The sequence below is a fragment of the Curtobacterium sp. Leaf183 genome (genome assembly GCF_001424385.1).
Taxonomy (GTDB): domain Bacteria; phylum Actinomycetota; class Actinomycetes; order Actinomycetales; family Microbacteriaceae; genus Curtobacterium.
This window is the reverse complement of record NZ_LMPO01000008.1, coordinates 524,992-541,004: the sequence shown is the minus strand read 5'-3', so window position 1 is coordinate 541,004 and position 16,013 is coordinate 524,992. Positions and strand designations below refer to the sequence as shown.

Sequence of the window (16,013 nt, the reverse complement as noted above, 5' to 3'; positions counted from 1 at the left end):
CGTCGCCGTAGGCTGGAACCGTGAACGACGACCGCGCCGGCTCCGAGCGAGCCCTCCGTCAGCAGCTCGACCGGCTCTGGGTGCGGCAGGCCCTGCGCTCCGTGCTCATCGAGGACCGCGGTGGCCTCGACCCGACCGCCCGGGTGCTCCTGCGTGCCGTCGAGCGACTGGGGCCCGTGCGTGCGACGGCCGTCGCCGAGGTGACCGGGTTGTCGCGCCCGGTGGTGAGCCGTCGCGTCACGTCACTCGTCGCGGCCGGCCACCTCGGCGCGGCACCCGACCCGGAGGACGGTCGGGCCAGCCTGCTCGAGCTCGCCCCGGCCGGCCGTGCGCTGCTCGACCAGCTCGACGCGCACGGGGACGAGACGTTCGCCGACGTCGTCGGGGAGTTCGCCGACGACGACCTGCGCACACTGGCCGCGCTGCTCGGCCGGATGAACGACCGCGCCGACGCGGTGCTGCGGGCGGCGGTCCGCCGGCGCTGAGCGCACGGTGCGGGGTTGGTCCGGCGCGTGCTCGTCTCGAGGTTCCACGACTCGCCGCTCAGTTGTGCGCTGGTTGCCGAGGTGACCGGCTCGAGCGTCCGAGATGCCGTGATCGTGGAACCTGGAGAGACGGGGTGGGGCCGTCCTGCCCCACCACACCACGGACGGGAGGCCCGGTGCCAGCTGGCACCGGGCCTCCCGTCCGTCCCGTGGTGCCGGATCAGCCGGCGGTCGTGACCGTCGCGGACAGGGCGCTCCGGACGGAGCCCCAGCTCGCCAGGCGCTCCCGCGCCGCGTCGTCGCGCTCGGCGTCGAGCGCACTCGCGTGCGCTCGCTCGAGGACCTCGTCGATGACGATGCGCGTGCCGGACCGGGTCGATGCGATCGCGGCCTCGACCATGGCCAGGCTCATGACGTTGCCGTGCACCTCGCCGTCCGGGGTGGTGCCGGAGTCGAGCGCGCGGACGAACGACGCGAGCGCACCCGCGATCTCGGTCCCGACGCTCGGCGCCCCGGCGGGGGAGCCCGGTGTGCCGTCGAGGTCGCTCGTCGGCTCGTGGTCACCGTCCCAGAGGGCGGCCCCCGCAGAGCCCGAGGCCCGCCAGTCGCCGTTCCACGAGGTCTCCGCTCCGGGGGCGCACCACGAGCCGTCGTAGACGTACCGGATGTCGTCCTCGAAGGTGAAGACCGCCGCAGCTGCCGCGTCGCCGCGGTACCAGGACCACGACGGGTTGTACGACTCGCAGTAGACCGACACCGGGTCCCGCTCGAGCAGGTACCGGGCCGAGTCGAACGGGTGGATCGCCATGTCGAGCAGCAGGACGTCGTCCATCTCCTCGCGGAAGCCGCCGAAGTGCGGCGCCTTGGCGAACCGGGTGCTCAGCGTGCCGATGCTTCCCAGGTCGCGCAGGTGCTGCCGGAACGCGACCAGGTGGTCGTTGTACCGGCGGGACTGGGACACCATGAACAGCTGCCCGGTCGCCTCGGCGGCGGCGGCGAGCGAGAGGGCCTCGGCGACGGTCTGCGCGGCGGGCTTCTCGCCCAGGACGGGGAGACCGGCGTGCAGGGCCTCCATCGTGATCGGGTGGTGCGCGACCGGCACGGTGATGTCGAGCACGGCCTGCGCGCCCGTCTCGGCAGCCAGCTCCGTCAGGCTGCGGCCCACGGGGATGGACGGGTCGCCGGCGAGCTCGGCGCCCGCACGGGCCACGTCGAGGTCGAGGTCGACGATGCCGACGAGTTCGACGTCCTGGCTGGCGGCGACGGTGCTGAGCCAGGCGCGGCCCATCCCGCCGGCGCCGACCTGGACCACGCGGAGCGTCATGCCTGCGCCCCGGCGGGCTCGTGCGTGTCCTGCGCGTCGTGCTCGTCGACCGGCGCGTCGTCGAACGGCCCGCGGTAGTGCTGGCCCTCGAAGTACTCGCCGAGGTCGTAGCGACGCAGCACCGGGATCTCGCGTTCGCGCTCCGGGCGGGCCCACTCGGTGGCGTTCGCGATCACGCGGCGCACGTCCTTGTGGTGGTACACGGGGAAGTCCTGGTCACCGGGCGAGAAGAAGAAGATCTTCCCGAGGCCCCGGCGGTAGGTCATGCCGCTCCGGAACACCTCGCCACCGGTGAAGCCCGAGATGAACACGAGCTCGTCGGGGGTCGGCACGTCGAAGTACTCCCCGTACATCTCCTGCTCGGGGATGACGATCGGGTTCGGCACACCGCGGGTGATCGGGTGCTGCGGGTTCACCGTCCAGACGAGCTCCTGGTCGTGCTCGCTGCGCCAGCGGAGGGTGCACGTCGTGCCCATCAGCTTGCCGAAGATCTTCGACCAGTGGCCGGAGTGCAGGACGACCAGGCCCATCCCGGAGAGCACGTGCTTGTGCACCCGGTCGACCACGGCGTCGTCGACGTCGGCGTGGGCCGCGTGGCCCCACCAGGTCAGCACGTCGGTCTGGCTGAGGACCTCGTCGGTCAGGCCGTGCTCGGGCTGGTCCATCGTCGCCGTGCGGACGACGGCGTCGGGCAGGTTCTCGCGGATGCCGTCCGCGATCGCGCCGTGCATGCCCTCGGGGTAGCGCTCGGCGACGTGCTGCTCGACCTGCTCGTGGACGTTCTCGCCCCAGACGGTGATGCGCAGCGGGGTGGAGGTGGTGTCGCTCATGACGTTCGGCTTTCTCCCCTGGACAGGGTCGTTCGTGGGTGGTTGTGGCGCGACGGTCACTTGACTGCGCCGCCGAGTGCGCCGGCGGCGATGTACTTCTGGGCGAAGATGAGCAGGACTGCGGCCGGCAGGGACGCCAGGACCGACGTCGCCATGACGGGCCCCCAGTCCGTCACGTTCGAGCCGATGTAGTTGTAGATGCCGAGCGTGATCGGGCGGACGGCGGTCGTCGAGGTCAGGGTCAGCGCGATGAGGAAGTCACCCCAGGCGCCGAGGAAGGTGAACAGCGCCGCGGTGACGATCGCGTTGCGGCTGATCGGCACGACGATGGACACGAACGCCCGGAAGTCGCTGGCGCCGTCGACCAGGGCCGCTTCGACCAGGCTCGGCGGGATCGACTCCATGAAGGCGCGCATCAGCAGGATCGCGAAGGGCACCTGCACGGCGCTGTCCGCGAGGATCAGGCCGATGTAGCTGTTGAGCAGGCCGACGTTGTTGAACAGCGTGTACAGCGCGTTCGCGATGACGATCGCGGGGATCATCTGCGTGATGAGCAGCACGAGCATGAACACGCCGGTGCCGCGCATCTTGAACCGGGCCAGTCCGTAGGCGGCCGGGGTCGCGATGACGAGCGTCAGCACGACGGTGCCGAGCCCGATCACCATGCTGGTGACGAAGTTCTGCCCCTGCTGGGCGAATGCCGCCTCGTACCCGGCGAAGGTCGGGCTCCAGGGGAACCACGTCGCGGTGGCGGCGCCCGAGGTGGCCTGCAGGCTCGTGTTCACCATCCAGTAGACGGGGAAGATCATGATCGCCAGGAACAGGCACCCGAGGATCGTGAACGGGATGCCCTTGACGGTCCCGCGCGGGCGGGGTGCCTTGGCCGTCCGCCTCGTGGTCAGCGCACGGGTGGCGGTGACGGTCTGGTTCGCGATGCCGACGCTCATTCGTCGACCGCCTTCCGGGAGATGGCCAGGTAGATCATGGCGAAGACGAACGAGACGACGATGAGCACGTTGCTGACCGCGGCTCCGATGCCGAACTGGAAGTTGATGAACGACTGGTGGTAGGCGTTCGTGGCGAGGGTCTGCGTCGAGTTCGCGGGGCCGCCGCCGGTCAGGCCGAGGATGATGTCCACGACCTTCAGCGTGTAGACGACCCCGAGCACGATCACGACGCTGACCACGCTCCGGATGCTGGGCCAGGTGATGTGCCAGAAGGCCTTCCAGCCGGTGGCGCCGTCGAGGGACGCCGCTTCGTAGAGCTCCGGGGGCACGGACTGCAGCCCGCTGTAGAGGATCGTCGTGTTGAACGGGATGCCGAGCCAGACGTTGACGCCGATGACGGCGATGAGCGCCAGGCTCGGGCTGACCAGCCACGGGACCGGGGCGATGCCGACGACGCCGAGCAGCTGGTTCAGGGCGCCGCTGTCCTGGTCGAGCAGCCACTTCCACACCGCGCTCGACGCGATGAGGGGGAGCAGCCAGGGCAGCAGCAGCAGGCCGCGCAGGAAGCCCGACAGCGGGAAGTGCCGCCGGAAGAACAGCGCGAGGGCCAGGCCGATGATGAACTGCAGGATGATCGAGCCGGCGGTGAACAGGGCGGTGTTCACGATGCTGGTGGTGAACACCGCGCTCTGGAACACCTGGATGTAGTTGCCGAGGCCGACCCAGGGCGCTTCGCCCGTGAAGAAGGTCGCGGTCGTGTAGTCCTGGAAGGACATGATGATGTTCTTGACCACCGGGTAGCCGAAGAACACGATCACGAAGATCGCCGCCGGCACCACGAAGAGCCATCGGGTCATGCCGGATCGGAACCGGGCACGTCGCTGCCCGGGTCGGGGTGTCACCACGGGCAGGGTCGTCCGTGGTCGTGTCTGGGTCGAGGCGCTCACGCCGGGGGTCCTTTCCTCCACGCGGGAGGGAGCCGGCCGAGTGGCCGGCTCCCCGGGTGCTACTGCTCTTGCGACTGCGCCTGCTTGAGCGCGTCCGCGGGGTCGGCCTTGCCGGTCAGGGCGAGCTGGACGGCGGTGTAGATCTTCGTCGCGGCCTTGGGCCAGTCGGGTCCGAGCTCACCGGTGCGGGCGCGGGCCGTCTTCACCGTGGTGACGAACGAGGCGACCTGCGGGTGGTCGGACGCCCATGCGGCGCCGGCCTCGATGTTCGTCGGGACGTTGCCGGTGACGCCGGCGATGACCTTCTGCATCTTCACGGAGTTCAGGCAGCCGACGAACTTGCCGGCGAGCGCCATCGTGTCCTTGTTGCCGGTCTGCGGGACGGTGAACGCCTCGCCGCCGAGCGGGGCGACGGTCTCGGACCCGGTGCGGGTCGGGATCGGGACGGAGTCGAACTCCAGGCCCTTCTTGGCGTTCAGGAGCGGGAGCTGCCACGGACCGTTGATCATCATCGCGGCCTTGCCGGCGAGGAACTGGTTGTTCACGTCGGCCTGGGCCCAGTTGATCGAGCTCTTCGACATCGAGCCGTCGTCCTGCAGGCTCTTCACGAACTCCAGCGCCTGCGTCGCCTTCTCGGTGTCGATGTTCTTCTCGTTGCCGCCGTTCGACCAGAACATCGGCAGGAACTGCCAGGTGCCCTCGTACGTGTTGATGTTGCTCATCGCGAACCCGTAGGTCGAGCCGCTGGTGAGCTTCTTCGCCGCGGCCTGCAGCTCGTCCCAGGTCTTGGGCGGGGTGACGCCGGCGTCGCTGAGCAGCTTCTTGTTGTAGTAGAGCGCGATGGAGTTCGTGGCGGGCTGCAGGCCGTAGAGCTTGCCCTTGTAGGTGTTCGCCGCCCTGACGCCGGGGACGTCGCCCGAAGCGTCCAGCTTGTAGTCGCCGAGGTCGGACAGTGCGCCGGAGGACGCGATCTGCTGCACGTCGGGGTTGTCGAGCATGAGCACGTCGGGGAGGGTCTTCGACGATGCCTGCTGCAGCACCTTCGCGATGAGACCGGCGCCGGCGACGTGGTTGATGGTCAGCTTCGCGCCGACGGTCGTGGCGCACTGCTTGTAGATCGGGTTGTAGTTGGCCGCGTAGTAGTCCTCGATCGTGAGGTTCTTCGAGCCGGAGCCCGAGGATGCGGAGCCCGAACCGGAACAACCGGTGAGGACCAGCGGGATGGTGGCTACGACGGCGACGGCGCCGACGAGCGCACGCATCCGGCGCGACGTGGAAGTGAACTTGTGCTTCATTGCAGAGCTCTTCTCTTGGGCGGGTGCTGGGGGTACGCACGCGCCGACGAGTCCGTTCGACGTCGTCGTCGCTGTGCTCCTGGGGCGAGAAGCTAACAGATAAGCGCTTTGCTTGTAAAGCGCTTTTCTGCGACCGGACAGCGCTAGGCTGATCGTGCTCGGTCCGATCGGGACCTCGAGCGGGCCCGTCTTGAGCAGGAGTCGCCATGGCCACGATGCAGCAGGTCGCCGACCGCGCCGGTGTCTCGATCGCCACCGTCTCCTTCGTCGTCAACGGCACGAAGTACGTCACCCCGAAGACCAAGGCCCGCGTCACCGCGGCCATGCGCGAGCTGAAGTTCCGCAACAACGTCGTGGCCCGAGCGCTGGCCAGTCGGCGCACCCGGATCATCGCGCTGCTGTTCCCGACGACGGGCAACCGGTTCAGCCCGACCACGTCCGAGTTCTTCATGGCGGCTGCCGAGCGTGCGTCCGAGCGCGGGTACCACCTGGTCCTCTGGCCCGTCGACCCCGCTGGTGACGACCTCCACGACCTGGTCTCCGGCGGCCTGGTCGACGGCGTGATCCTGATGGAGGTGCGGATGGACGACCCGCGCGTCGCCGTCCTGACCGAGCTCGACGTCCCCTTCACGCTCATCGGCCGCACGCGGGACAGCAGCGGCCTGCCGTACGTCGACATCGACTTCGAGACCACGATCGAGCGCAGCATCGACCACCTCGCCGAACTCGGGCACCGCCGGTTCGGGCTCGTCCTCGAGGACCTCGACGGCACGCCGATGGCCGGCTACGCCCCGCACCGACGCGTCGAGGACACGTTCGAGCAGGCCATGTCCGCGCGCGGCTTCCAGGGGTCCGTCGTCTACGCAGAAGGTGGCAGCGAGGGCGGTCGCGACGCCGCCCGCCGGCTGCTCGAGGTCGCCCCGGACGTCACCGCCGTGCTCATCATGAAGGACGACTCGTCGGCGGGGCTGCTCGTCGGCCTGTACGCCGCCGGGCGCCGCGTCCCCGAGGACGTCTCGGTGCTCAGCGTCGCCTCGTCCGGTGCCGCCGGCGACCAGCACTACCCCCGACTGTCGACGATGGTCGCGCCCGGCCGTGCGCTCGGCACCCGGGCCGCCGACGCCCTCATCGACCAGCTCGACGGCACCTCCGTCGAGCTGCCGCACTTCCTGCTGCCGTGCGTGCTCCGCGTCGCAGAGTCCACGGCACCGGTGTCCGCCGGGGCGTCGGCGACCGCCTGACGGCGGACGCGACCACCGGACGGCGGACGCGACCACCGGACGGTGGACGCGACCACCGGACAGACAGGAGGCACGGTGCCCGCTGGCACCGTGCCTCCTGTCCGTGTGTGGCCGGGTCTCAGCCCTGGCGCGTGGTCTTCGTGAACAGGTCGTCGAAGACCGTCTGGTCCTCGGTCGGCTGCTCGCCGAACTTCCACTTGCGGCGCATCCGCCGGAACGTCGTGATGCGGACCGGTTCGATGCCCGGTTCGGTGTCGTAGTTGCTCATGGCAGCCCTCCGTCCTGATGTCTCCCCGGTGTTCCCACCCCTGGAGAACGTACGGCGGACGGCGTCGGCACGCGCCGATTTAGGTAGAAGTATTACCCGGTTGCGCTCCGTGGACAATAGTTCGGCCCGGTCGTCGCGGCACAATAATCTGCCTCAGAGGCCGGGTGCGCCGCCGTCGAGTGCATCGATGACGCGGTCGATGATCCGCACGAACCTGGCCTTGTCGCGATCCGAGAAGGAGGCCATCAGGTCGTGCAGGTGTTCGTTCGTGCTGTCCATCGCGGCGTGGTACTTCGTTCGGCTGTCGTCGGTGAGCTCGATCAACCGACTGCGCCCGTCGTCGGGGTTCGGCTTGCGCTGCAGGTGCCCCGCGCGCTCCAGGCGATCGACGGCGTTGGTGACGGCCGGTCCGGTGATGCCGAGGTGCGACGACAGGTCCTTCACGCGGACGGGACGTCCGCCGGACTCGGAGCGCGACACGAACTGCACGATGCTCAGGTCGATGCCCGCGACGCCCATGTGCTCGCGGAGGCGATGGCGGAGCGACGCCATGGCGGCGTCCAGACGGCCGAGCGCGGCGTCCAGGTCGAGGTCGGTGTCGCTGACGGACACGCGATCACCTCCTGGGGGCGCAACGGAACGAGACTGGACGAGCGAGGGCCGGACGGCCGCAGGGAACGGCACGTCGGACTCTCCTGCACAGCGTATCCAGATAACGAGGACGTGTGCGCACAGTGGATGTCCGCCCGGTCGGCGGCAGCATGAGCGACGCCGACGCACTGGCGGCGCCGCTGCCAGACCTGATCCGGCTCGAGGTGGCGGGCCGTGACCCCGAGTCGGCCGCTCGTGACCTCGTCGCCGTCGACGCCGGCAAGCAGTGGCTCGCCCGGCGCACCGGTGAGCAGTTCTCCTACCGGTACACCGCGGTGGGTGACAGCCAGGTCACCGTCCGGCGGTCGCGTGTGACGGGGTTCGTGCGCGGCGTCATCGAGCCCGGCGAGCACTACGTCGTGCAGTGGGTGACGGGTGGGGCGGGTGCGATCGACGTCGCGGGTGAACGCATCGAGCTGCGACCGGACGAACCGACCCTGTTCCCCACCGAGCAGGCGTTCACGTTCATCGCCACCGACCATGACCAGCGCCTGGTGCACCTGCACCGGGACCTCGTCCGCGAGGTCGCTGCCGAACGCTACGAACTCGGTGACGGACCGCTGCGGTTCGACCAGCCCCTGGCGGGGGACGAGCCGGCGCTCGGCCGGTGGCACGACGCGCTCGGGGCGCTCTCGCGGGCGCTCCGTGACGGCGTCGATTCGTCGAGCTGGGTGGCGGCCAAGCGTGCGGCGGTCGAGGCGTTCCTCGGGCTGTTCCCGCCCCACGTGGACTCGCTGCCCGCGGCGCTGTCGCTGCCGAAGAACGCCCGACTCCGCGCGATGGTCGAGCACGTGCACGCCCACGTCCGCGAGCCGGTCACGGTGGCCGACCTGTCCGCCGTGTCCGGGCTGAGCGTGCGGAGCGTGCAGGAGTCCTTCGCGCGGGTGCTCGGCGTCTCACCGCTGACCTACGTGCGCGAGGTGCGACTCGACCGGGTCCGACAGGAGCTCCTGCAACTCGACCCGCAGGAGGTCACCGTCGGCGACGTGGCCCGACGGTGGGGCTTCGCGCACCTGGGGCGGTTCTCGGCCGTGTACCTCGACCGGTTCGGGGAGTACCCCAAGCAGACGTTGCGCCGCTGAGGGCACGCCTCAGGACGGCGCGGGCCCGGTGCTGTGGCGCACCCGCAGGTCGGTCGTCATCCGCACGTGGTCGGGCCCCGGCTCGCCGCGCAGCATGGCGAGCAGCATGTCCACCGCGGCGGCACCGAGCTCGGCCAGCGGTTGGGCGACCGTGGTGAGCGGCGGGGTGGTCGTCGACGCCTGCGGCACGTCGTCGAAGCCGACCACGGACAGGTCCTCCGGCACCCGGAGACCGAGCTGTGCGGCGGCGTGCAACACGCCGAAGGCCGACGAGTCGTTCGCGGCGAACACCGCGGTCGGACGGTTCGGGATCGTCAGGAGCTCGCGCGCGACGGCGGTGGCCTGGTCCTCCTGGTAGTCGCCCGCGCGGACCAGGTCCTCGTCGACGGCGATGCCGGCCGCGGCCAGGGCCTCGCGGTACCCGGCCTCGCGGAGCTGGGCGCTGGCCAGGTCGGCGCGTCCGTGGATGTGGGCGATGCGCCGGTGACCGAGCGCGACGAGGTGCTCGACGGCGCTGCGTGCTCCGCCGGCGTTGTCGGTGTCGACCGTGGCGTGTCCCTCGGGGCCGGTGTGCGGGTCGATCGCGACGACGGGGATCGACGAGCTGGACAGCGCCGTCGTGGGCGTCACGACGATGGCCCCGTCGATGAGCGTGCCGGAGAGCCGCGACAGCGACCGTCGCTCCCACCCGGGCTGACTGGCGCCGGTGACCAGACCGGCGTAGGCCAGCAGCTCGTACCCGGTGCCCGTCGCGGCGCTCGAGACGCCACGGAGCAGCTCGGTGGAGAACGGCTCGAACTCGGGGACCAGGATCCCGATCACGTTGGTCCGGGTGCTGCGCAGACTGCGTGCGACGAGCGACGTCTCGAAGCCCAGGCGCTCGACGACCTCCTGCACCCGGAGCATCGTCGCGGGTGCCACGCCGTCCCGGTTGTTGATCACCTTGGACACGGTCGGGATCGAGACGCCCGCGGCGCGCGCGACGTCGGCGATCGTCACCCGGCCGGGCCCCGGCTGTGCGCCGACAGCGGTCTCCATGTGCACACCGTACCGCCGCACCGGCCCGATCTCGTTCTGCGGATCGCGCTTCGATAACGTTATCGATATCGATTGACAAGCGGCGGGAGCACCTGGCACGCTCTCAGCACGCGGCACTCGATGTCGCACTTGTCAACGACGACGACACCGAGGAGTTCCACGATGACGAGGAAGATCCGGGCCGCAGCAGCCATCGCGCTGATCGGGGCCACCGCACTCACGGCAGCGGGCTGTTCCGCCGGCGGCAACGCCGCAGACAGCAACGGGAAGGTCTCGATGACCTTCTGGCACAACTCGACCACGGGGCCCGGCAAGGCCTTCTGGGAGAGCACGGTCAAGTCGTTCGAGAAGGCCAACCCGAACGTGACCATCAAGATCCAGGCCATCCAGAACGAGGACCTGGACGGCAAGCTCCAGACCGCGCTCAACTCCGGATCCGCCCCCGACGTGTTCCTGCAGCGAGGCGGCGGCAAGATGAACGCCATGGCGCAGGCCGGCCAGCTCATGGACATCACGAGCTCGATCGGCAAGAACGCCAAGAGCGAGGTCAGCGCCGGTGCGTTCAAGGGCTACGAGCTCGACGGCAAGACCTACGCGATGCCGGTCGACGTGAACCCCGAGGGCGTCTGGTACAGCCAGGACCTGTTCAAGCAGGCCGGCATCGAGGGCACGCCCACGACGATGGACGAGCTGAACGCCGACATCACCAAGCTCAAGGACGCGGGCATCCAGCCAGTGGCCGTCGGGGCGAAGGACGCCTGGCCCGCAGCACACTGGTACTACAACTTCGCGCTGCGTGCCTGCAGCGAGAAGGTGCTGAACGGAGCCGCGAAGGACCTGAAGTTCACCGACAGCTGCTGGAAGACCGCCGGCGAGAACACGAAGGACTTCTTCGCCACGAAGCCCTTCAACGACGGCTACCTCACCACCGCGGCACAGCAGGGCGCCGGCAGCTCGGCGGGCCTCGTCGCCAACCACAAGGCCGCCATGGAGCTCATGGGAGCGTGGGACCCGGGCGTGATCTCCTCGCTCACCCCGGACGGCAAGCCGCTGTCCGACCTCGGCTTCTTCCCGTTCCCGGAGGTCTCCGGCGGCAAGGGCGCGCCCGGCTCGATGATGGGCGCGGTCGACGGGTACTCCTGCTCGGCGAAGGCCCCGAAGAAGGAGTGCACGGCGTTCCTCAACTACATGACCGAGAAGCCCGTGCAGGAGGCCTACTACAAGGCGTTCAACGCGATCCCGGCGAACGAGTCCGCGCAGTCGGTCGTCACCGAGCCCTACCTGAAGACGGTGCTCGCCGCCTACAACAAGGCCCCGTTCGTCTCGAACTACCTCGACACCCTGTACGGCCAGAACGTCGGCAACGCGCTCAACACCAGCGTCGTCAACCTGCTCGCCGGCAAGGGTGACGTGTCCGACATCGTGAAGACGGTCAACCAGGCCGCAGCGAAGGGCTGACCCGGACCATGGCCACCTCAGTCGCCCCCCGTCCGTCCCGCTCCGGTGAGCAGACGGGCGCGGGGAAGGACCTGACCGGGGCCGACGGCACACCGTCGTCGGCCCCGGCCGGCCGGCCGCGCGCGAAGCCGGTCGCCGACGTCCGCAAGCGGGTCGAGATCGCCCTGCTCGCCGGACCCGCGACGATCATGTTCGTCGGGTTCGTCATCCTGCCCGTGGTGCTGGCCGCCTACTACGGCTTCTACAAGTGGCAGGGCTACGGGACCCCGACCGACTTCGTCGGGCTCGACAACTACAAGATCATCTTCACCGACCCCGACTTCCGGGGCGTGCTGTGGCACAACGCCTTCATCGTCATCGGGTCGCTGCTGGTCCAGGGGCCGATCGCGATCATCCTGGCGCTGCTGCTCAACCAGCGCATCCGGGGCCGCGGACTGATCCGCGTGCTCATCTTCGTGCCCTACGTCATCTCCGAGGTGATCGTCGGCACCGGGTGGAGCCTGATGCTCTCGAGCAGCGGGGCCGTCAACGACCTCCTGCAGACGCTCGGGCTCGGCGCCCTGCGCAACGACTGGCTCTCGAACCCGGACATCGCGATCTGGACGCTCCTGGCGATCATCTCGTGGAAGTACATCGGCTTCGCGGTGATCCTGTTCCTGGCCGGGCTGCAGAGCATCCCCGAGGAGCTGTTCGAGGCGGCACAGCTCGACGGTGCCGGCTACTGGCAGATCCAGCGGCGCATCACGCTGCCGCTGCTCGGCCCGACGCTGCGCATCTGGGCCTTCCTGTCGATCATCGGGTCGCTGCAGCTCTTCGACCTCGTCTACATCATCTGGGGGCAGTACATCGCCTCGACCGCCGGGACCTCGACCATGGCGACCTACATGGTCGCCAACGGCCGCAACTCCGGCAACTACGGGTACGGCAACGCCGTCGCCGTGGTGATCTTCCTCATCTCGCTGGTGATCGCACTCGTCTACCAGCGGTTCGTCCTGCGTCGCGACACCGCCGGCGCACTCACCGAGAAGGCCACACGATGACCGCCACCGCATCGCTCGTCGCACCCGGCCGCCGTCGCGGCAGCCGGGGTGGTGACACCGGGCCCGTCCGTCGCGAGCGGAACCTCGGCACGTACTTCATCGCGCTGCTGTTCATCGCGGTCTGTGTCGGGCCCGTCGCCTACATCGTCCTGGGCGGCTTCCGCACCAACGCGCAGATCACCGCGAGCCCGGCCGGTCTGCCCGCACCGTGGAACTTCGCGAACTACGCCGAGGTGCTCGGCAGCGGCGTGTTCTGGCAGGAGCTCGGCAACTCGCTGATCGCGGGTGTCACCACCACCGTCGGCGTGGTCGTGCTCGGGCTCATGGTGAGCTTCGTGCTCGCCCGCTACCGGTTCCGTGGCAGCGGTGCGCTGTACGCGCTGTTCGCCGCCGGCCTGATGTTCCCGATCACGGTCGCGATCACCCCGCTCTACCTGCTCGTCAAGGACCTCGGTCTGACGAACAGCCTGGCGGGCGTGATCCTGCCGCAGATCGCGTTCGGTCTGCCGACGACGGTCATCATCCTGGTGCCGTTCCTCAAGGCGATCCCGGACGAACTCGAGGAGGCGGCGTCCATCGACGGCGCGAGCCGCCTCGGGTTCTTCTTCCGGATGGTCGTGCCGCTGTCGCTGCCCGGCGTGGTCACGACCGGCATCCTGGCGTTCATCGGCAGCTGGAACAGCTACATCCTGCCGCTGTTCATCCTCAACGACGCATCGGCCTACACGCTGCCGCTCGGGGTGCAGGCGTTCTCGTCGCAGTACTCCGTCGACACGGCCCGTGTCCTGGCGTTCACCTCGCTGTCGATGATCCCGGCGCTGGCGTTCTTCGCGGTGTTCCAGCGTCGCATCGTCGGTGGTCTGACCGGTGCGGTGAAGGGATGAGCACGCTCGAGGGCGCGGCACCGCCGACCGGTGGACCGGAGGCCCGACCCGCGTCGACGACGTCGGTCACCGCGACCGTCGACGGACCGGAGGCGCGTGACGGGGCCGCACCGGGCCTCCCGTCCGACCGTGCCAACGCCCTGCTGGCGTCCATGACGCTCGAGGAGAAGACGGCGCAGCTCGTCGGCTACTGGCTCGACCAGAACGGGGTCGTCGCGCCCATGCAGGGCGAGATGGCGGCGGCGCCCGACGGGACCCTGCCCGAGATCACCCGCCACGGCATCGGCCAGTTCACCCGCGTCTACGGCACCCGTCCCGTCGAACCCGACAAGCGCGCCGCGTGGCTGTGGACCGAGCAGCGTCGCCTGAAGCGGGAGACCCGACTGGGGATCCCGGCGCTCGTGCACGAGGAGTGCCTGACCGGTCTGGCGGCGTGGAAGGCCGCCACGTTCCCGACGCCGCTGGCGTGGGGGGCGGCGTTCGACCCGGAGCTCGTCGAACAGGTCGGTGCCGTCATCGGCCGGTCGATGCGGCAGCTCGGCATCCACCAGGGACTGGCCCCCGTGCTCGACGTGGTCCGCGACCCGCGTTGGGGGCGGGTCGACGAGTGCATCGGCGAGGACCCCTACCTGGTGGGCACGGTCGGCACCGCGTACGTGCGCGGCCTGCAGGGAGCGGGTGTCGACGCGACGCTCAAGCACTTCCTGGGGTACTCGGCGTCGCAGGCCGGCCGCAACCACGCGCCCGTGCACGCCGGGGCACGCGAACTCGCCGACGTCTTCCTGCCCCCGTTCGCGATGGCCCTGCTCGACGGCGGTGCCCGGTCGGTGATGAACTCCTACGCCGAGATCGACGGGGTGCCGGTCGCGGCCAACGTCGACCTGCTGACCGGGGTGCTGCGGGACCAGCTGGGCTTCGACGGCACCGTCGTCGCCGACTACTTCTCCGTCGCGTTCCTCGAGGTCATGCACGGCATCGCCGCCGACCGGGGCGAGGCCGCCGCGATGGCGCTCACCGCCGGCATCGACGTCGAACTGCCGACCGGGGACGCCTACCTGGCGCCGCTGGTCGACCGCGTCCGCGCCGGGGTCGTCGACGAGGCGCTCGTCGACCGCGCCGTGCTGCGGGTCCTGCGGCAGAAGGAGCGGCTCGGGTTGCTCGACCCGGACGTGTTCGAGGACGACGCCCCCACCGGCATCGACCTCGACACCGCGGAGCACCGGGACCTGGCACGCCGCCTGGCTGCCGAGTCGCTCGTGCTGCTGTCGAACGACGGTGTCCTGCCCCTGCGGGGCCGCGACGCCGCAACCGCCTCGGCGGATGCGGGCCCGCAGACCTCGGTGGCGGTGATCGGCCCGAACGCCCACCGCCCCGAGGCCCTGCAGGGCTGCTACTCGTTCGCGAACCACGTGCTCGCGACCCACCCCGACCTGCCGCTCGGCTTCGCGATCCCGACCGTGCTCGAGGCGCTGCAGCAGACCCTGGGCGACGCGGTCTCGTCCGCGGTCGGCTGTGCCGTCGAGGGCGACGACCGCTCGGGCATCGAGGCCGCCGCCGCGGTCGCACGTGATGCCGAGGTCGCCGTGGTCGTCGTCGGCGACCAGGCCGGGCTGTTCGGTCGCGGCACCGTCGGCGAGGGCAACGACACCGCCTCGCTCGACCTGCCCGGCGTGCAGCGCGAGCTGGTCGAGGCCGTCGTCGCCACCGGCACACCGACCGTCATGGTCCTGCTCACGGGCCGCCCGTACGCGATCGGCTGGGCGCTCGACGGCATCGGGCCCCGTCCGTCCGCCGTCGTCCAGGCGTTCTTCCCGGGCGAGGGCGGGGGACTCGCGATCGCCGACCTGCTCAGCGGTGCCGCGGAGCCCTCCGGTCGTCTGCCCGTCTCGCTGCCGCGGGCAGCCGGCGCACAGCCGTACACGTACCTGCACCCGCGGCTCGGCGGCCCCTCGGACGTCACGGCCGCCGACTCGACACCGGTCCGGCCGTTCGGCTTCGGCCTGTCGTTCACGTCGTTCGCGTACGAGGACCTGGTCGTCGACGACGCCGTCACCACCGACGGCACGTTCACCGCGACGGTCACGGTCCGGAACACCGGCTCGCGCGACGGCGCCGACGTCGTGCAGCTCTACGGCCACGACGTGCACGCGAGCGTCACCCGTCCGGTCGTCCAGCTCCTCGGCTACGCGCGCGTGGCGGTCCCCGCTGACCAGACCCGGCGCGTGTGCTTCACCGTGCCGGTGCAGCGGTTCGCCTTCAGCGGCCGTGACCTGCGCCGGGTCGTCGAGCCGGGGGACGTCCAGGTCTGGGTCGCGTCGCACGCGGCGGCGTCCCGATCGGGAGGCCCGCTCGGCTCCGGCGGGATCGTCGCGGTCGGTGACGCGGCGGTCGCAGCGCCCGTGGCCGGCTCGGCCACGGACCGCGCGGTGCTGCGCGTGACCGGGCCGGTGCACGAGATCGGGCTGGCGGATCCGCGTGTAGTCACCTGGACGGCCGACTGACACCCGGGTCGTCGCGTCGGGA

Annotated in this window: 15 protein-coding genes; 7 read left to right on the top strand and 8 right to left on the bottom strand. The window is 70.2% G+C overall.

Translation table 11 applies throughout. The features are described 5' to 3' along the window. Positions 1-20: 20 nt before the first annotated feature. Complete coding sequence (locus ASG04_RS08895) at positions 21-485, top strand: MarR family winged helix-turn-helix transcriptional regulator (protein ID WP_056122649.1); 465 nt, start codon at positions 21-23, stop codon at positions 483-485. Between the two features lie 220 nt (positions 486-705). Here ASG04_RS08895 and ASG04_RS08890 read toward each other — a convergent pair whose 3' ends face one another. The 5 genes from ASG04_RS08890 to ASG04_RS08870 all read right to left on the bottom strand — a co-directional run bounded on the left by ASG04_RS08890 (position 706) and on the right by ASG04_RS08870 (position 5,828). Further along, positions 706-1,809 carry a Gfo/Idh/MocA family protein gene (locus ASG04_RS08890; protein ID WP_056122646.1) on the bottom strand — a complete coding sequence of 368 codons (1,104 nt, stop codon included), beginning with the start codon at positions 1,807-1,809 and terminating at the stop codon, positions 706-708. After that, the gene (locus ASG04_RS08885) at positions 1,806-2,639 is read right to left on the bottom strand and encodes a ThuA domain-containing protein (RefSeq protein ID WP_056122643.1); all 834 of its coding nucleotides are present in this window, start codon (positions 2,637-2,639) and stop codon (positions 1,806-1,808) included. Before ASG04_RS08885 ends, ASG04_RS08890 begins: the two co-directional genes overlap by 4 nt. Before the next feature lie 56 nt (positions 2,640-2,695). Beyond that, positions 2,696-3,586 (bottom strand): carbohydrate ABC transporter permease, encoded by an 891-nt coding sequence (locus ASG04_RS08880; protein ID WP_056122640.1) that lies wholly within the window; start codon positions 3,584-3,586, stop codon positions 2,696-2,698. Continuing rightward, on the bottom strand, positions 3,583-4,443 hold the full coding sequence (locus ASG04_RS08875; protein ID WP_056122636.1) for a carbohydrate ABC transporter permease: 861 nt from the start codon (positions 4,441-4,443) through the stop codon (positions 3,583-3,585). The genes ASG04_RS08880 and ASG04_RS08875 overlap by 4 nt, the downstream gene beginning before the upstream one ends. Positions 4,444-4,592: 149 nt before the next feature. Next, positions 4,593-5,828 (bottom strand): ABC transporter substrate-binding protein, encoded by a 1,236-nt coding sequence (locus ASG04_RS08870; RefSeq protein WP_235515493.1) that lies wholly within the window; start codon positions 5,826-5,828, stop codon positions 4,593-4,595. Between the two features lie 206 nt (positions 5,829-6,034). Between ASG04_RS08870 and ASG04_RS08865 the strand changes: the two genes are divergently transcribed. After that, positions 6,035-7,069, top strand: a complete 1,035-nt coding sequence (locus ASG04_RS08865; RefSeq protein WP_235515492.1) for a LacI family DNA-binding transcriptional regulator — start codon at positions 6,035-6,037, stop codon at positions 7,067-7,069. 118 nt (positions 7,070-7,187) lie between these two features. Here ASG04_RS08865 and ASG04_RS17365 read toward each other — a convergent pair whose 3' ends face one another. Next, complete coding sequence (locus tag ASG04_RS17365) at positions 7,188-7,337, bottom strand: hypothetical protein (RefSeq protein WP_156463586.1); 150 nt, start codon at positions 7,335-7,337, stop codon at positions 7,188-7,190. 153 nt (positions 7,338-7,490) lie between these two features. Continuing rightward, positions 7,491-7,949 (bottom strand): MarR family winged helix-turn-helix transcriptional regulator, encoded by a 459-nt coding sequence (locus ASG04_RS08860; RefSeq protein ID WP_056122630.1) that lies wholly within the window; start codon positions 7,947-7,949, stop codon positions 7,491-7,493. Positions 7,950-8,098: 149 nt separating this feature from the next. Between ASG04_RS08860 and ASG04_RS08855 the strand changes: the two genes are divergently transcribed. Then, positions 8,099-9,070 (top strand): helix-turn-helix transcriptional regulator, encoded by a 972-nt coding sequence (locus ASG04_RS08855; RefSeq protein ID WP_156463585.1) that lies wholly within the window; start codon positions 8,099-8,101, stop codon positions 9,068-9,070. Positions 9,071-9,079: 9 nt separating this feature from the next. Here the strand turns inward: ASG04_RS08855 and ASG04_RS08850 are convergent, their stop codons facing one another. Continuing rightward, positions 9,080-10,108: a LacI family DNA-binding transcriptional regulator gene (locus tag ASG04_RS08850; RefSeq protein ID WP_056122624.1), complete on the bottom strand. Its 1,029-nt coding sequence runs from the start codon at positions 10,106-10,108 to the stop codon at positions 9,080-9,082. A 162-nt stretch (positions 10,109-10,270) separates the two neighbouring features. On the opposite strand from ASG04_RS08850, the gene ASG04_RS08845 reads away from it, so the two are divergent. From ASG04_RS08845 to ASG04_RS08830, 4 genes are read left to right on the top strand one after another with little or no spacing between them, the layout of a single operon-like run. Beyond that, on the top strand, positions 10,271-11,566 hold the full coding sequence (locus ASG04_RS08845; protein WP_056122621.1) for an ABC transporter substrate-binding protein: 1,296 nt from the start codon (positions 10,271-10,273) through the stop codon (positions 11,564-11,566). An 8-nt stretch (positions 11,567-11,574) separates the two neighbouring features. Further along, on the top strand, positions 11,575-12,606 hold the full coding sequence (locus tag ASG04_RS08840; RefSeq protein ID WP_082517910.1) for a carbohydrate ABC transporter permease: 1,032 nt from the start codon (positions 11,575-11,577) through the stop codon (positions 12,604-12,606). Further along, positions 12,603-13,490 (top strand): carbohydrate ABC transporter permease, encoded by an 888-nt coding sequence (locus tag ASG04_RS08835; protein WP_056122618.1) that lies wholly within the window; start codon positions 12,603-12,605, stop codon positions 13,488-13,490. Before ASG04_RS08840 ends, ASG04_RS08835 begins: the two co-directional genes overlap by 4 nt. Continuing rightward, complete coding sequence (locus ASG04_RS08830; RefSeq protein ID WP_082517909.1) at positions 13,487-15,991, top strand: beta-glucosidase family protein; 2,505 nt, start codon at positions 13,487-13,489, stop codon at positions 15,989-15,991. Before ASG04_RS08835 ends, ASG04_RS08830 begins: the two co-directional genes overlap by 4 nt. Positions 15,992-16,013 lie beyond the last annotated feature (22 nt).

Excerpts from the sequence above, each read along its gene's own strand:
- ASG04_RS08850 (WP_056122624.1), bottom strand. The coding sequence starts at position 10,108 with ATGGAGACCGCTGTCGGCGCACAGCCGGGGCCCGGCCGGGTGACGATC.
- ASG04_RS08875 (WP_056122636.1), bottom strand. The coding sequence starts at position 4,443 with ATGACCCGATGGCTCTTCGTGGTGCCGGCGGCGATCTTCGTGATCGTG.
- ASG04_RS08840 (WP_082517910.1), top strand. The coding sequence starts at position 11,575 with ATGGCCACCTCAGTCGCCCCCCGTCCGTCCCGCTCCGGTGAGCAGACG.
- ASG04_RS08885 (WP_056122643.1), bottom strand. The coding sequence starts at position 2,639 with ATGAGCGACACCACCTCCACCCCGCTGCGCATCACCGTCTGGGGCGAG.
- ASG04_RS08880 (WP_056122640.1), bottom strand. The coding sequence starts at position 3,586 with ATGAGCGTCGGCATCGCGAACCAGACCGTCACCGCCACCCGTGCGCTG.
- ASG04_RS17365 (WP_156463586.1), bottom strand. The coding sequence starts at position 7,337 with ATGAGCAACTACGACACCGAACCGGGCATCGAACCGGTCCGCATCACG.
- ASG04_RS08870 (WP_235515493.1), bottom strand. The coding sequence starts at position 5,828 with ATGAAGCACAAGTTCACTTCCACGTCGCGCCGGATGCGTGCGCTCGTC.
- ASG04_RS08830 (WP_082517909.1), top strand. The coding sequence starts at position 13,487 with ATGAGCACGCTCGAGGGCGCGGCACCGCCGACCGGTGGACCGGAGGCC.
- ASG04_RS08835 (WP_056122618.1), top strand. The coding sequence starts at position 12,603 with ATGACCGCCACCGCATCGCTCGTCGCACCCGGCCGCCGTCGCGGCAGC.
- ASG04_RS08865 (WP_235515492.1), top strand. The coding sequence starts at position 6,035 with ATGGCCACGATGCAGCAGGTCGCCGACCGCGCCGGTGTCTCGATCGCC.
- ASG04_RS08855 (WP_156463585.1), top strand. The coding sequence starts at position 8,099 with ATGAGCGACGCCGACGCACTGGCGGCGCCGCTGCCAGACCTGATCCGG.
- ASG04_RS08845 (WP_056122621.1), top strand. The coding sequence starts at position 10,271 with ATGACGAGGAAGATCCGGGCCGCAGCAGCCATCGCGCTGATCGGGGCC.
- ASG04_RS08890 (WP_056122646.1), bottom strand. The coding sequence starts at position 1,809 with ATGACGCTCCGCGTGGTCCAGGTCGGCGCCGGCGGGATGGGCCGCGCC.